A 15758-nucleotide genomic window follows, 5' to 3' on the forward strand; every position below is an offset into this window, starting at 1 on the left:
GGGAGTTTTCCATTACTAAAATTATTTTAGTTCCGGTAATTCCTCTCTTTTTCCTTGCGCCATATATGGCTCAGGGCTAGGGGAGATTTTTAGCATTTGTTCAGTAATTTACTTAACTCACCACCATCAATATTTCGATTTAACCTCTAAATGCCTTAAATACATTTAAAATAGTCAAATGGTTCTAAGCAGTCTTTGCATTGATATAAGGCTTTACATGCAGTCGAACTAAATTCACTTAATAATTTGGTGTGTACACTGTGGCAATGTGGGCATTCAATGCCATCGGTCAATGCCACATGAGTACCACAGCTATGCGCTTCGCCTTTTGGCGGTGCGATGCCGTATTTTTTCAATTTGTCTTTGCCGTTTTGGCTAATCCAATCGGTTGTCCACGCTTCGGATAAATCTACAACGACATTGACAGGGGTAAGTTGATGCTGTGTAAATGCTTGTTCAATTTCAGCTTTTAATACATCTGTTGCAGGGCATCCGCTATAAGTTGGTGTCAGTCGAACCACAAGTTCATTGTCCTGATTGAATTCCACACCACGAATCATGCCCAAATCCACCACAGACAAAACAGGGATTTCAGGATCAGAAATTTGTGCCAAAACATCCCAACATTGATCAGTACATTGTCGAATTAAATTCATGGAACTTGCTCCTTGTTCTGACTGAATTACCAATTCATATTTGGATAACTGCGTTGCATAGATTGCATTTCAGCCAAAACATAGCCCAAATGTTCAGTATGCAAACCTTGTTTTGCACCACGGCGATACGCACCCAATTCAGGAATGTTCAAGCCATAATGAGCAGCTTCTGCATTTACAATGTCTTGCCACTGTGCTTTTAACAAAGTGATATTTGGAATCACGCCGTCTTGTACCAATTGCTGTTCATCTGCACTGAGATCAAAAAGTTCTTCGGTAAAACGCCACAATTCATTTAAACCATTTTGGGTTCTTTCATGCGCTTCTGCTGTACCGAGACTTAAACGCTCCATCCAAGCGGTTGAAAAACGTAAGTGATATTTCACTTCACGCAAAGACTTGATGGCAAAAGCACGTAGTTCCGCATGATTGCTATTACTTAAAGCTGCGAACAATAAATGGTGATAATGATCCATTAACCATTGACGCACGATGGTTTGCGCAAAGTCGCCGTTTGGTTGTTCGCAAAGCAATAAATTGCGATATTCACGTTCAGTGCGAAAAAAAGCCAATTGATCTTCATCACGACCTAGACCCTCGACTTCACCTGCAAGGCTCAACACCGTGCGAGCTTGACCAAGTAAATCCAAACCAATATTGGCAAGTGCAATATCAAGTTCCAATTCAGGCGCATGACCACACCACTCCGCCAAACGGTGCGATAAAATCAGTTGGCTGTCTGCCAAATGCAAAAGATATTGAGAAAATACTGAATGATTCATTTGCCTGCTCCTTACATGTGCTCAATGCCATCAGGGATATGGTAAAAAGTCGGATGACGATAAACCTTATCCAAAGCAGGATCGAAAAATTCTTCTTTTTCCTCAGGTTGTGAACAAGTGATCAACTCAGATTTCACCACCCAAATGCTGATCCCTTCGTTACGACGGGTATACACATCACGGGCGTTTTGCAAAGCAATTTCAGCATCAGGCGCACGTAAGCTACCCACATGACGATGACTTAAACCTTGTTTACTACGTACAAATACTTCGAATAACGACCAATTGTTTTTATTGTTCATGAGAGAATCCTTCCTGAAATTTAAACTGATAATGAATCAATGTGCTGAAAATTAAGTGTGCTGTGAATTAAGCGACTTTTGCAGTTTCATCAGCTTGCTGCTTTTGTGCATACACCGCTGCTGAATCACGCACCCATTTTCCGCCTTCCCACGCTTTGCGACGTGCTTCGATGCGCTCATGGTTGCAAGGACCTTTACCTGCAAGGATGTCATTGAACTCATCCCAATTGATTGGACCTGACTCGTAATGCCCTGTTTCTTCATTAAAACGTAGATCAGGATCAGGTACAGTCAAACCCAACATGTGTACTTGTGGCACAGTGTTATCAACAAATTTTTGGCGTAATGCATCATTACTGAATAATTTGATTTTCCACTGCATGCTTTGTGCACTGTTTGGAGAATTGTCATCACTTGGACCAAACATCATTTGCACAGGCCACCAAAAACGATTCACCGCATCTTGCGCCATCTGTTTTTGCTCAGGTGTGCCATTTGCAAGTTGCATCATCGCCTCAAAACCTTGACGTTGATGGAAACTTTCTTCTTTGCAGACACGAACCATGGCACGTGCATAAGGACCATAAGAGGTACGACACAATGCCACCTGATTCACAATCGCAGCACCATCGACCAACCAACCGATTGCGGCAACATCTGCCCAAGACAATGTTGGATAGTTGAAAATAGAAGAATATTTCATACGACCTGCGATGAGTTTATCCATCATGTCGTCACGGTCTGCACCCAAAGTTTCAGCCGCACTATATAAATACAAAGCATGCCCTGCTTCGTCTTGCACTTTTGCCAACAATACTGCTTTACGTTTCAAGCTTGGCGCACGTGTGATCCAATTGCCCTCAGGTAACATGCCAACCACTTCTGAGTGTGCATGTTGTCCGATTTGGCGAATTAAAGTTTTACGGTATGCATCAGGCATCCAATCTTTTGGTTCGATTGAAATGTCCTTTTCAAGCGCTTGATCAAAATCTTGTTGATGATTTTTCATTGTGTCCTCACTTATCCCAAGTGTTTATGAGATTTAAAGTAAAACGATACGAATAAAAAATCAATACTATTTTATATGTATCATATTAAAATTTTCAGCAAAATTATTTAACTTACTGTATTTCAATAATATTAATTTTTAAATATTTGTTGTTACAGCATTTTAATGGAAAAATATTTGACAATTTAAAAATAAAGGAACAAATTATGAATCATCAAAATTAAAAATTTATGTAAAACGTATCATAAAAGGAGTTAGCCATGCTTGAGCTAGATGCAGGATCAAATCCAACCGAGCACAACGCAGATCACGATGCTTCCACACAAGCATCTGACGTGAAAAAATTAAGTTCTTTGGTTTATGGACAGAACTTTATTGCACAAAATGAGTTCCGTACTGTTTACCATGCCATTACAGGTGCAGCGATTTATCAAGTCAGCAGCCAAGGCATCGACACCAAAGCCATTGTTGAATTTGCAAAAAGCAAAGGTTCAGCGATTGCCAATCTGACATTCCATGAGCGTGCCAATGCTTTAAAACAAGTAGCGCAATATCTACTTGAACGCAAAGAAAGTTATTATGAACTTGCCAAAGCAACAGGCTGTACCCGTAAAGATGCTTGGATTGATGTCGAAGGCGGAATCGGTACTTTATTTGCCTACTCAAGTTTAGTCCGCCGTGAACTGAGCGATGAAACTGCATTGGTTGAAGATGCTTGGATTCCATTGTCAAAAAATGGCACCTTTGGCGCAAAACACATCCTCAGCCCGAAAGCAGGTGTTGCGGTACACATTGACGCATTTAACTTCCCGATTTGGGGAATGTTGGAAAAAATCGCACCAACACTTTTGGCAGGTGTGCCTTGTATCGTTAAACCTGCGACTGAAGGCGCAGAAATGACCCATGCTGTAGTTGCTGATATTTTGGCAAGTGGCTTCTTACCTGAAGGTGCTTTACAGCTGATCTGTGGTCAGACTTATGATTTATTTGAACATTTAAATGCACAAGATACTGTAACCTTTACAGGTTCAGCCTCTACAGGTCAAAAATTACGTGCCCATCCACATTTAAATCAATATTCAATTCCATTCAGCATGGAAGCGGATTCGGTGAATAGTGCGATCCTGACTGAACAAGCCAATGACGAAACGATTGACCTATTTGTACGTGAAGTTTTCCGTGAAATGACCACCAAAGCAGGTCAAAAATGTACTGCGATTCGTCGTGCTTTTGTTCCTGCAAATTTATTGGATACGGTACAAAGCCGTTTGGTTGCGAAGCTACAAAAAGTCGTGGTCGGTAATCCTGAACTTGAAAATGTCACCATGGGTGCATTGGCAAGTGTTAAACAAAAACACGATGTGGCTGAAAGAGTTGAGCAACTCAGTCAAGATGCTGAAATTGTTTTTGGTAGCCATTTACGTCAAGACTTTAACATTGTTGCAGAACACCCTGAAAATGGTGCGTTCTATCCACCGACAGTTTTGGTGTGTAAATCACCCAATGAAGCCCAAGCCATTCACCAAGTTGAAGCATTTGGTCCTGTGGTCACCTTGATGCCTTATCACAATCTTGCCGAATTGGCACAGTTAGTAGCAAAAGGCGAAGGTAGTTTAGTTGCTTCTGTGGTTCGCAATGCGGATGAAAATGTTGAACAAATCATTGCCAAAATCGCACCATGGCATGGTCGTGTACATGTACTTGATGCTGAAAATGCCAAAGAAAGTACAGGTCATGGTTCACCACTTCCATTGCTTGTGCATGGCGGTCCGGGACGTGCAGGTGGCGGTGAAGAACTCGGTGGTTTACGTGCAGTAAAACATTATATGCAACGCACTGCGATTCAAGGTTCACCAAATGCGATGACCCAAATCGGACACAGTTGGACGATTGGTTCGCAAGTGTTTGAAGATCGTGTTCATCCGTTCAAAAAATCCTTTGATGAACTGCGTGTAGGTGAGCGTTTATTAACAGCTCGTCGTACGGTGACTGAAGCAGATATTGTGAATTTTGCATGTTTAAGTGGTGATCACTTCTATGCACACATGGACAAAATCGCTGCGGCAGATTCCCTGTTCGGTGATCGTGTTGCGCATGGCTACTTTATCGTTTCGGCAGCGGCAGGTTTATTTGTCGATGCTGCACCGGGACCTGTGATTGCTAACTATGGTATGGACAATTTACGTTTTGTTGAACCCGTGAAAATTGGTGACACCATTCAAGTGGAACTGACTTGTAAGCAAAAAACACCAAAACCATTGCGTGATCCTGAACAAAAACCGCATGGCGTGGTGGTTTGGGACATTAAAGTCAAAAACCAACGCAATGAATTGGTCGCAACTTACGACATTTTAACCCTCGTAAATCGTGACTAAAATTGTGTGAAGATTCATTTAATTTTAATTAAACTGAATTTGAATAATCTTTGTTTTCGATAGCTCACTTGTGAAAATATGTTACTGATTAATTCAGATCAATATTGAAGTTCCCTCTCCTTTCAGGAGAGGGTTAGGGAGAGGTTTTCAATGAAAGCCCCAACCTAATCACGGAATTATTACCTCCTAAGAGAAATTAATTCCGAATACACTTTTAAATATTTTTTGAATCTTAAATCTGAATATTCTGTGTCTAATGCAAGAAGTCTAATCATTACTAAGGTGGTTCATACTCAAAAATATGAATAAATGCATTTCCAAATATGGATTTTGGAGCATCATTGAAGGATTTCAAAATGAATAAAGTCTATCCAAATAGTCAGGCAGCACTGTTTGATATTGTTCAGGACAATATGCTGATTGCTGTCGGTGGTTTCGGTTTATGTGGCATTCCTGAGTTACTTATTCAAACCTTACGTGACTCCAATGCCCAACAACTGACTTGCATTAGTAATAATGCAGGCATCGACGGTATTGGTTTAAGCCTATTACTTGAATCACGCCAAGTGAAAAAAATGATATCATCCTATATTGGTGGCAATAAAGAATTTGAACGCCAATACCTGGCAGGTGAACTCGAAGTTGAACTCACCCCACAAGGTACATTGGCTGAAAAGCTACGTGCCGCAGGCGCAGGGATCCCCGCTTTTTATACCAAAACAGGTGTAGGAACAGCGGTACAAGAAGGCAAAGAAGTCCGTAACTTTAACGGACAAAACTACCTACTTGAAGAAGCCTTAAATGCAGACCTTGCTTTAGTGAAAGCCTATAAAGCGGATAAAGCAGGCAACTTAGTGTTCCGCAAAACTGCCCGCAATATCAATCCTGACTGTGCGATGGCTGCCAAACTCACCATCGTAGAAGTTGAAGAGTTGGTCGAAATTGGAGAATTAGATCCCGATGACATTCACCTCCCCGGTATTTATGTCGATCGTATCGTGGTTAATCCAAATCCAAACAAACACATTGAAATTCGAACCATCAAAAGTGCTGCATAAGGAATACGCTCATGGCTTGGACACAAGAACAAATGGCACAACGTGCTGCACAAGAGTTACACGATGGCGATTATGTCAATTTAGGCATCGGTTTGCCAACATTGGTAGCGAATTATATCGATCCTGAACTGCATATTTGGCTGCAATCTGAAAATGGTTTATTGGGCATTGGCGAATTCCCGCTTGAAGAACAAGTCGATGCGGATCTGATTAATGCAGGAAAACAAACAGTTACCACTAAATCAGGCGCATCTTTTTTCTCAAGCTCAGACTCATTTGCCATGATCCGAGGTGGTCATGTCGATGTGGCAATTTTGGGTGCAATGCAAGTGTCTAAAACAGGCGATATTGCCAATTGGATGATTCCAGGACATAAAGTCAAAGGCATGGGCGGTGCAATGGATTTGGTTGCAGGCGCTAAAAAAATTGTGGTGATGATGCAACATTGCAATAAAAATGGTGAAGCCAAAATTTTAGATCAATGCACACTCCCCTTAACAGGACAAGGCGTGGTGAGCCGAATCATCAGCAATTATGGTGTATTTGATATTATTGACAATACAGTACGCATCGTTGAACTTGCGCCTGACATCAGTCTTGAAGAAGTCATTCAAGCTACAGGTACGACTTTAATTTATGACGAAACTACGTTAGATGCTGCGTGATTAAATATTTTGCGTAACTGTAAAAATTCCTCATGATTTAATCATAAATATCTGTTTTTTTTACGTTAAATCATTACAAATAAGTTACTTTGAATAAGGATTAAATACTAGACTTCTTGCGAAAGTTAATTTCAGCAAGATCTGAATCAATATTGAATGTTCCCTCTCCTTTCAGGAAGAGAAATATCGTTTCGCAAGCGGTAGAGGTTGTCTATTTAAAAGCCCTCACCCTCTTGTAATGCCAGTCAGTTAAGGATTTTTGAATCCTCCCCTTGCGGAACATGTTCCTCACCTTTTTCCAAAGGAGGGATGAGTAGCTCAGCTACGCAAGATTACTAAAAATCATTTTAGTTACAAGAAGTTCCCCCTCTTTTTCAAAGATGAGTAGCTAGGCTACGCAAGAGGGGAGATTTTAGGAATTTTCAAATAATTTTGCTTAACTGATCAGCATTACTCATCCTCTTGCTGAGTTGCCTCCTTATCCCTGAGATATGGCGCAAGAGAAGGAACTTCATTACTCATTATAGAACTATGATTGGCACACACATCAACACCAATGCGATGTATTAAAACCACATCCATTTCCTCCCCTAGATAAAAGACCTTTTATCTAGGCTTTTTTGCGATTACAATAATAAAACATGATACACTTTTGAAAATTATAAATTATTTTTACATCATATTATTTTAAATAAACAACACTTTTCAATAAATTAAAAATAATAAATTATTGATATATAATTTTTATTTAAATATAAAATCCAATAAAACAAAGTTCATAAATTTATTTAAAAGATACAATTTTAAATAAATATTATTTAAGGTGTATCTTTTTAAAAATTATTAAGCATAATTAAATGAATTGATTCATGACGAATCATCGCGACAAGGATATGGTTCCAATCAAAAACTAAAAAATAGATTGAAGCCGCTCGCACAAGACAAAAAAGGAAATGCTATGGAAAATTCTCAAGTAGAACTGCACAGCCCGACGCTTGCATTACCCCATGCGTCACGTACCCGTAAAATCGCAATGGCAACCATCGTGGGCACTACCATCGAATGGTACGACTACTTTATCTATGCCGCAGTTGCGGGCTTAGTCTTCAATCAACTGTTCTTTAAACCCGCAGGACCTGTCTTTGCAACCCTATTGGTTTTTGCATCGGTGGGAATCAGTTTCATTTTCCGTCCTTTTGGTGCATTCATCGCAGGCTATTTCGGCGATAAATTTGGACGTAAAACCGTACTTGCCATCACCTTGATCATGATGGGCGGTACCACAACTTTGATTGGCTTACTGCCGACCTATGACAGCATCGGCATTGCTGCACCGATCATTTTGATTTTACTACGAATCTTACAAGGTATCTCCGCAGGTGGTGAATGGGGTGGCGCTGTGTTGATGGCAGTTGAACATGCACCGACTGAAAAACGTGGTCTATTCAGCTCATTCCCTCAACTTGGCGTTCCACTTGGTTTATTGCTTGCATCTTTAGTACTCGTGGTCATGACAGGCTATGTATCACCGGGTGAAGAATTTATGGCGTGGGGTTGGCGCATTCCATTCCTATTGAGTATTTTACTGTTCGCTTTGGGTTATTGGATTCGTCGTTCAGTTGAAGAAAGCCCGATTTTTGAAGAATTAAAGCAAAAAGGCACGACTCAAAAACCAATTCGTGAATTGTTTGGTCAATACAAAAAAGTCATTTTCAGTTCAGCATTGTTGATCGCAGGAACAACTGCACTCGGCTATATGACTGCGGGTGGTTTCATCCAAAGCTTTACTACCAATCCAAAAGGTTTAAACCTCGACCGCCCTACTATTCTTGGTTTAGTCAGTATTTCAGCGGTAATTTGGACATTCTTCACGTGGTTGTCAGCCGTTCTTTCTGACAAATTTGGACGTAAACCGATTTATATCGTGGGTTCAATCATCCAAGTCATTACTGCACTCGCGCTATTTCCATTGATCAGTACAGGCAACTACGGCTTGATCATGTTGGGCTTGGCACTTTTATCTATGGGTATCGGTATCACTTACGGCGTACAAGCAGTTTTCTATTCTGAACTGTTCCCTGCTTCGATTCGTTTCTCAGGTATTTCAATTACCTATGCGATTGGCTCGATCATCGGTGGCGCATTTGCCCCGCTTATCGCAGCAGCACTTATTGGCAAAGTAAATGGAATTTATTTGGTCAGTGCTTATTTGACTGTAATGTCAGTGATTGCATTCCTTGCGATTTGTATTTTCAAAGATCGTACAAGCATCGCACTCGAACCTGATGCAGAAGACGTTCAAAAACAATCGCCTTTCATTTGGAAATAAACTTAAGCCAAGGATGCCTTATGTTAAAAAAATGCTCATTTTCAACACTTTTTTCCGCACTGATGCTGATCAATGGCTGTGCCATGATGCAACAACTTCATGCGGAAGATGAATGGAAATTCACCCTGAAAAATGCCTATATCGACCGTAATTTTGATCAGTCAAATGTCAAAGATACAGGCAGTTGGTCACAAGGTGCGTCATTATTTTACACTTCAAAATTTCATGACACACCGCTACAAATTTTAGATCAGCCGATCCAAATCGGTGTCGATGGTTCGGTGCAATATGCAGTACGCCTTAGCAACGATAAGCATGTGGATGATACGGTGCTGCCTTTTGACCCGATCAAAAAAGAACAAGCCGATGATTATTTAAAATACGGTGGCACACTGAAACTGAAATATGATCAGGCAGAACTGCGTGTTGGGGAATTGTGGCTGAATTTACCGATGACCACCGTCGACACAAGTCGCCAGCTACTCACCACTTATCAAGGGGTGAATTTAAAATTTCCTGTGATGGAAAAATTAAAAGTTGAACTTGGACATGTCACTCGTAATTCACCACGTAACAAAGAAGATTTCTATAAATTTTCTTATACGCAAAATGGGGTAAAACACTATTCAGATGGCTTGGACTACATCAACTTTGTCTATGATGTAAATAAAGATTTGAATGTGAATTACTACTATGGGCATTTGGATAATTTATATGACAAACATTATTTAGGTGTTGAACATAAATATCCGATTGCCGAAAATATCGCACTACATTCCAAGTTGCGCTATTTTAATTCACAGGACAATAGCAGTGCATTAGACATCGACAGTCAAAACATAGGCTTATTGGAAACGGTAAAAGTAAAAAATCATAGTATTGGCGTGGGCTATCAGCAAATCGTGGGCGATGCCTACCCTTTACCGGATGGTTTTTTACCTGAGTTATATTTTATCAATTGGAATGTCACCGGCTTTTTCAAGAAAAATGAGAAATCTTGGCACTTCATCTATGGTTATGATTTTAAAGACTATGTACCTGGTCTGACAAGTACTGCCAAATATGCCATGGGCGATGATATTAAAATGGCAAATGGGCAGAAAAATAAAGAATCTGAGTTTAACTTATTTACAAGTTATACCTTCCAACAACCGATGCTCAAAGGTTTTTCGATACAACATTTATTTGCCAAATATGATCAAGATCATGGCAATGACTTTGTAGAAAATCGTTTCTTTATCAATTATCAACGTAAGTTTTAAGCCGATGTAAAATATGAGCAACTGCATCAACATGATGTTGTAAATCAGTTGCTCATAAAAACTCAATTTTCATCAGTTATAAAAATTTTCACTTTAGAACATAAATAATTCATTCATCAGCAAACGCATCATCAATCTCACTCTTTAGCCTTATGGCACTCATTTTGCTTAACAAATATTACGTTTTTAAAGATTCGTAATATTCAAGCGAAATAGGGGGCAAAATGGGCAAAATCACAATGGATGTTAGAAAAAGGCACAAGCTTTTACTTAGCTTTTGTTCTTTTCTCATTCCGATTCTAATTTGGTGTGCTGTCAGTTATTTGCCTTTTATTTGGCATCCTCAAGTTCAAATCACCAACTCCGGCAGTGTCGCATATTTACAAGTTGGCAGTCGGGTTGATAAAAATGTGTTCTACAGCGAAGCACAAAATGCCGTAGATCAGCATGCAGCTCCACCTCAAGGTATCCTTGTCAACCCAATATATTTACCTGCACCGCATGAGGTCGCAAAAGCTTTGGTGACGGCATTTATCACACCACCCGAACAACCTGACACGCCTTGGTTTCATCAAAGTCTATGGCATAGCATCAAAATTGTATTCCTGGCATTTTTTATTTCATCAATCATCGGCATTCCGCTCGGTATCCTCTGCGGTTTTTCTCAAAAAATATCCCTACTCACCGAACCCTTTGTTGAGTTTTTCCGATACTTACCTGCACCTGCATTTGGTGCGCTCGCTGTGGCAATTTTAGGTATCAATGACGCACCAAAAATCGCCATTATTGTTATTGGGACTTTATTTCAACAAATTTTAATCATCGCCAACACCACCCGAATGGTTGATAAAAGTTTGATCGAAGCAGGTTATACCTTGGGAACGAATAAATTGAAGAGTTTATTTAATGTCGTTATTCCTGCTGCCCTGCCTGATATCTATCGTGATTTGCGTGTTCTACTTGGTTGGGCATGGACATATTTAATTGTCTCAGAATTGATCGGGACAACATCGGGGATTACATGGTTTATCACCCAACAAGCACGTTACCAAAACTTTGACAATGTCTATGCAGCCATCCTGATTATTGGTGTCATTGGTCTTGTGTGTGATTTGATTCTAATGAAATTCGGCGAGCGCATGTTCGCATGGAAAGCAGGAGTAAAATAATGAACCATTCAACATTTAATGCGCATGAATACTTTCAAAAAATCTATGCACGTCCTGTTCTTTTAGAAGCCAAAAAACTCAGCCAAGTGTTTAAACATGGCAAAACTGAACGCACTATTTTAAATCAGCTCGATTTGAAAATTCATAAACGTGAATTCATTTGTGTGATTGGTCCATCGGGCTGTGGAAAATCCACACTTAGTCGAATCGTTGCAGGATTAGATCCCTATAGTCATGGCGAACTGATTGTGGATGGCGAGTTAATCACAGGTCCCAGCCCTGAACGAGGTATGGTATTCCAAGGCTATACCCTTTTCCCGTGGAAAACAGTCAAAGAAAATGTCATGTTTGGCCCACTCATGAAAGGTGCGAGTAACCCTTCCGCAGAAGCGGCTGCACGTGAATGGATCAATCTCATTGGTTTGGAAAAGTACGAAAATCAATATCCACATCAACTGTCAGGGGGAATGAAACAACGTGTCGCTATCGCACGGGCATTGGTCAATGAACCTAAAATATTATTGATGGATGAACCTTTTGGTGCGCTTGATCCACACACCCGTCAGAAAATGCAAAAGCATTTAATGGATCTTTGGCAAAATATTGATATTACAATTATTTTCGTTACTCACGATATGGATGAAGCGATTTTATTGGCAGATCGAATTGTTGCCTTAAAAGCCAATCCAGGTGAAATCAAAGAAATCATCGAAGTGCATTTACCTCGCCCTCGAACTCCTGAATTAATGCAGACACCAGAGTTTAAAAAATTGCGTGAGCGTGTGGATGACTTAGTTCATGCACAAGATGATGAAGTTGATCCTGCATTGGAGGATTTACCGAAAATTCCGCTGATGACTTCAGTCAATGAAGATTAATGTTCTATCCAAACCAATATAATTTTTCAATAAATCAATTTCTTACCAATTTTATAAAGGCTTATTCAATCATCCATGATGAATAAGCCCTATCTAAGCCCTAAAAACTCAATATTTAAATAAGAATGAGAACCACGAATATTGTTCGTTTTCGGTTGATCTATATTTTCAAATAAAAAACACTTTAGTAATGAAAAGCTCTATTCAATTAAGTAATACATTTTCATCAATCAAGACTAAAATTTATCATCATTCATATTCTAAGCATTAGTTTCGCCACTAAACCTAAATGATTTGTTTATTAAATTGCTTTAATTCTTTTTTTTAAAGATCAGCATTCTGTTTAGTTTTTATCGATTTCAATTCTTAATAGGCAAAAAGCCTGAATCTTTAAATATTTCAGGCTTTTATATTATGTCATCAAGGCGATTTTATGGAGATCATTTTAACGCTTGAATCAATGTTGGATAAATCAAGCCATCTACGTTCTGTTCTGTTTTATAGATGCCATTTTCAACATTGAATTTATTGACATGGTAGGACGAACCGTAGATTGAATCAAAACCTGTACCTTTGGTAAAGACTTTTTGGTTGGCTTCAAGATCCAGCAAATGTGTACCATCCACCATAGATTCATACTGTTTTGGATCAACCCCAGAACGTGCAGCCATAATTTTTATAGCGTCACCACGAGTTGCAGGGTCATTGATATATTTAACGGTTTTGTCCCAAACTTGAAGTAACTTTTTCCATTCCTCTTGATGTGCGGTTAAATGACTCATATTCACAGTTAAGGTGTCATAAATTAACCCAGGTTTATCTTTTGAGGAGTAAATAATTTTAGCTCCTGAAACAGCCTTCAGTGCCTGACTTGCCACAGGTTGCCAAACTGCAATCGCAGAGACATCAGGACTTGAAAATACTTGGGGTAATTGATTGGTTGTAGAGTTGACCAATTTAACATCCGTTGCGGAAATTTTTTGATCTGATAATGCGGTTGCCAATAACAAATGATCGACCAAACCTTTTTCAACTCCGACTGATTTTCCTTTTAAGTCTTGGATTGAATTAATCCCTGCTTTGGCAATAATCACATCATTGCCTGCGGAATAGTCCGTTGCCAAAATCATCATGCCTTGTGTACCACCAGAAGCGGTCACAAGGTTATCGCCATTGGTCACAAATACAGCATCTAATTGGTTCGCTGAGAAAGCGGAGAGTGAAGCTGAATAATCAAACCATTTAAAATCAACATTTAGCCCTGCTTCTTTTAACCAACCTTTCTCTATTGCGACCTGCCAAGCCACCCATCCTGGCCAGTCACTATATCCAATCGTGATCGGTTTACTGTCTACTGATGCTTTGCTACCGTCCTTCGCTTCAGGAATTTTTGCCGTGTTATCACAACCACTGAACAGGATTGTAGAAACAATCGATGCAGATAAAAGTGCCTTTTTAATCATGATATTACTTCCCCAGTTTTTGTTGAATTTGATGTTGCATTATTTTGCTTTAACGACTGAATATAACTGCGCCAACCACCGAAGTGACTAATATCGGTAGCATCTTGGATCGCATAAGATTCACAAATAAAGCCTTTTACCCATGAGCCATCTTCGAGCTGTACATTGCCGATCCCAAGCGGTGCAGGGACTTCAGCGACAATTGCACCAAAATTGGCAAGTGGAATATCCCATACTTCAAGTTCGATACTTTGACCCTGCGCATCACATTGCAGTCCAGGTTTTGGTGGTGTGGTATTTTTTAGCGCATAAAGTTTATAGTTTGCAGCACTCTTGGTTTTCTTTAGCAAGGTCGCTAAACGTGTGGTCAATTGAAAATTTAAAGGCATACCCGTTAAATGAGCACCAACAACTGCCAATTTCACTGAATTATTGGATTGAATTTCGAGTGTTTTTTGATAATTTTGCTCTGATGTTCCAAGTGTTAATGCTGTTTCTGCTTGCCATTTTTGTGCAAAATTTGCCAAAGCTTGATCGTGCCAAGCAGGCGCAATAAAGGTTACGCCACTTGGCACTCCATCAGCTCGAATGACATTGGGCAAGGCGATTGCTGATAAATCGGCAAAATTGACGAAATTGGTATAAGCCCCCATGTGTGAATTTTTCACAATAGGATCAGCTTCAACATCCATAATTTTATAAATCGTTGGTGCAGTTGGTACCATCAATGCATCATACGGCGTTAGGGCTAAATTTATTTTTCGAGCCAATTCCGCTCGATTGTATTCCGCTTGTAGCGCATCGGTTGCTTTAAATTTATCTGCTTGTGCAATGATCTGTGCAATCACAGGATGTGCTTGATCACGTGTAATTAATTTCTCTACAGCAACTGTCCGTTCAGCAACCCATGCATCATTGTAAAGTGCCTGAGCAAGTTGATTAAAATCTGTAAAATCAATTTCTTCAACCTGATAACCCAGTGTTTTTACACGCTCAATCGCAATTGAAAATGCTTTTTCAGTTTCTATATCCCCATAAAACTCAAGTTGTTTCGGGACGGCTATTTTGCCTTTGGAAAATTGTGTTGGTACATTGGCAGGATGTGTTCGTGAATATACATCTGCATCATCATAACCTTGCATGATGTTTGCCACTGCCCACGCATCGTCTATGGTCAGTGCAAATATAGAAATTACATCTATAGTTCGACATGCAGGAATTAGCCCCGTTGTAGAAAACCAGCCTTTGGTGGGCTTTAATCCCACGATATTGTTGTGTCCTGCGGGTACACGTCCCGACCCCGCAGTGTCTGTGCCTAAACTGAATGGAACAACACCTTTGGCAACTGTTACCGATGAACCTGAACTTGATCCGCCACTGATATATTCAGGATTGAAACTATTTTTCACTGCACCATAAGGTGAGCGCACACCAACCAATCCTGTCGCAAATTGGTCAAGGTTGGTTTTACCGATGACAATCGCCCCTGCTTTTTTGAGTTTGGCGACAACTGTTGCATCCGTAGTTGCTAAATATTCTGCCTCTTTACATGCGGCAGTCGTATGAAATCCTGCAACATCTATATTGTCTTTGACTGCAAATGGTACACCGTAGAGTGGTAAATCTGTATCTTGATTTTTTAATTGATCTATTTGTGTTTGAAACTGTGCTGTAGATGCAATCTCAATCCAAGCATGATCATCATTGCTAATAGATTTTACGTAATCAAATAAATCCTCCAGTTTGATCTGCTTATTTTCATAAGCATTTTTCCAATCTTGGATCGTCCATAGCTGTTTCACGCGCTTAC

At 39.8% G+C, this 15758-nt stretch carries 13 protein-coding genes; 7 read left to right on the plus strand and 6 right to left on the minus strand.

Annotated features, from left to right (window positions below):
• Window positions 1-155: 155 nt before the first annotated feature.
• The 4 genes from paaD to paaA form a co-directional block, all read right to left on the minus strand.
• Window positions 156-656 carry a 1,2-phenylacetyl-CoA epoxidase subunit PaaD gene (gene paaD / locus BEN71_RS13050; protein ID WP_068975396.1) on the minus strand — a complete coding sequence of 167 codons (501 nt, stop codon included), beginning with the start codon at window positions 654-656 and terminating at the stop codon, window positions 156-158.
• Window positions 657-682: 26 nt separating this feature from the next.
• A complete protein-coding gene (gene paaC, locus BEN71_RS13055) occupies window positions 683-1438 on the minus strand; it encodes a 1,2-phenylacetyl-CoA epoxidase subunit PaaC (protein ID WP_068975397.1) in 756 nt (251 codons plus the stop codon).
• An 11-nt stretch (window positions 1439-1449) separates the two neighbouring features.
• On the minus strand, window positions 1450-1740 hold the full coding sequence (gene paaB / locus BEN71_RS13060) for a 1,2-phenylacetyl-CoA epoxidase subunit PaaB (protein WP_068975398.1): 291 nt from the start codon (window positions 1738-1740) through the stop codon (window positions 1450-1452).
• A gap of 67 nt (window positions 1741-1807) precedes the next feature.
• Complete coding sequence (paaA, locus tag BEN71_RS13065; RefSeq protein ID WP_068975399.1) at window positions 1808-2749, minus strand: 1,2-phenylacetyl-CoA epoxidase subunit PaaA; 942 nt, start codon at window positions 2747-2749, stop codon at window positions 1808-1810.
• A gap of 260 nt (window positions 2750-3009) precedes the next feature.
• Between paaA and paaZ the strand changes: the two genes are divergently transcribed.
• The 7 genes from paaZ to BEN71_RS13100 all read left to right on the plus strand — a co-directional run bounded on the left by paaZ (window position 3010) and on the right by BEN71_RS13100 (window position 12485).
• Window positions 3010-5124, plus strand: a complete 2115-nt coding sequence (paaZ, locus tag BEN71_RS13070; RefSeq protein ID WP_068975400.1) for a phenylacetic acid degradation bifunctional protein PaaZ — start codon at window positions 3010-3012, stop codon at window positions 5122-5124.
• A 356-nt stretch (window positions 5125-5480) separates the two neighbouring features.
• Window positions 5481-6182, plus strand: a complete 702-nt coding sequence (locus tag BEN71_RS13075; protein WP_068975401.1) for a CoA transferase subunit A — start codon at window positions 5481-5483, stop codon at window positions 6180-6182.
• 11 nt (window positions 6183-6193) lie between these two features.
• Window positions 6194-6847, plus strand: coding sequence for a 3-oxoacid CoA-transferase subunit B (locus BEN71_RS13080; protein ID WP_068975402.1), 654 nt, complete (start codon window positions 6194-6196; stop codon window positions 6845-6847).
• Window positions 6848-7805: 958 nt separating this feature from the next.
• Window positions 7806-9176 (plus strand): MFS transporter, encoded by a 1371-nt coding sequence (locus BEN71_RS13085; RefSeq protein WP_068975403.1) that lies wholly within the window; start codon window positions 7806-7808, stop codon window positions 9174-9176.
• 20 nt (window positions 9177-9196) lie between these two features.
• Window positions 9197-10438, plus strand: coding sequence for an OprD family outer membrane porin (locus BEN71_RS13090; RefSeq protein ID WP_068975404.1), 1242 nt, complete (start codon window positions 9197-9199; stop codon window positions 10436-10438).
• Between the two features lie 224 nt (window positions 10439-10662).
• On the plus strand, window positions 10663-11607 hold the full coding sequence (locus BEN71_RS13095; RefSeq protein WP_068975405.1) for an ABC transporter permease: 945 nt from the start codon (window positions 10663-10665) through the stop codon (window positions 11605-11607).
• Window positions 11607-12485: an ABC transporter ATP-binding protein gene (locus BEN71_RS13100; RefSeq protein ID WP_068975406.1), complete on the plus strand. Its 879-nt coding sequence runs from the start codon at window positions 11607-11609 to the stop codon at window positions 12483-12485. Before BEN71_RS13095 ends, BEN71_RS13100 begins: the two co-directional genes overlap by 1 nt.
• A 440-nt stretch (window positions 12486-12925) precedes the next feature.
• Here BEN71_RS13100 and BEN71_RS13105 read toward each other — a convergent pair whose 3' ends face one another.
• Together BEN71_RS13105 and atzF are read right to left on the minus strand one after the other, a co-directional pair.
• Window positions 12926-13948, minus strand: a complete 1023-nt coding sequence (locus BEN71_RS13105; protein WP_068975407.1) for an ABC transporter substrate-binding protein — start codon at window positions 13946-13948, stop codon at window positions 12926-12928.
• The gene (atzF, locus tag BEN71_RS13110) at window positions 13945-15750 is read right to left on the minus strand and encodes an allophanate hydrolase (RefSeq protein ID WP_068975408.1); all 1806 of its coding nucleotides are present in this window, start codon (window positions 15748-15750) and stop codon (window positions 13945-13947) included. Before atzF ends, BEN71_RS13105 begins: the two co-directional genes overlap by 4 nt.
• Window positions 15751-15758: the final 8 nt, after the last annotated feature.

Source organism: Acinetobacter wuhouensis, assembly GCF_001696605.3.
In the GTDB taxonomy this organism is placed as follows: Bacteria; Pseudomonadota; Gammaproteobacteria; order Pseudomonadales; family Moraxellaceae; genus Acinetobacter; species Acinetobacter wuhouensis.

Coding starts and splice junctions, on each gene's coding strand:
- paaD (WP_068975396.1), bottom strand. CDS start 656: ATGAATTTAATTCGACAATGTACTGATCAATGTTGGGATGTTTTGGCA.
- paaC (WP_068975397.1), bottom strand. CDS start 1,438: ATGAATCATTCAGTATTTTCTCAATATCTTTTGCATTTGGCAGACAGC.
- paaB (WP_068975398.1), bottom strand. CDS start 1,740: ATGAACAATAAAAACAATTGGTCGTTATTCGAAGTATTTGTACGTAGT.
- paaA (WP_068975399.1), bottom strand. CDS start 2,749: ATGAAAAATCATCAACAAGATTTTGATCAAGCGCTTGAAAAGGACATT.
- paaZ (WP_068975400.1), top strand. CDS start 3,010: ATGCTTGAGCTAGATGCAGGATCAAATCCAACCGAGCACAACGCAGAT.
- BEN71_RS13075 (WP_068975401.1), top strand. CDS start 5,481: ATGAATAAAGTCTATCCAAATAGTCAGGCAGCACTGTTTGATATTGTT.
- BEN71_RS13080 (WP_068975402.1), top strand. CDS start 6,194: ATGGCTTGGACACAAGAACAAATGGCACAACGTGCTGCACAAGAGTTA.
- BEN71_RS13085 (WP_068975403.1), top strand. CDS start 7,806: ATGGAAAATTCTCAAGTAGAACTGCACAGCCCGACGCTTGCATTACCC.
- BEN71_RS13090 (WP_068975404.1), top strand. CDS start 9,197: ATGTTAAAAAAATGCTCATTTTCAACACTTTTTTCCGCACTGATGCTG.
- BEN71_RS13095 (WP_068975405.1), top strand. CDS start 10,663: ATGGGCAAAATCACAATGGATGTTAGAAAAAGGCACAAGCTTTTACTT.
- BEN71_RS13100 (WP_068975406.1), top strand. CDS start 11,607: ATGAACCATTCAACATTTAATGCGCATGAATACTTTCAAAAAATCTAT.
- BEN71_RS13105 (WP_068975407.1), bottom strand. CDS start 13,948: ATGATTAAAAAGGCACTTTTATCTGCATCGATTGTTTCTACAATCCTG.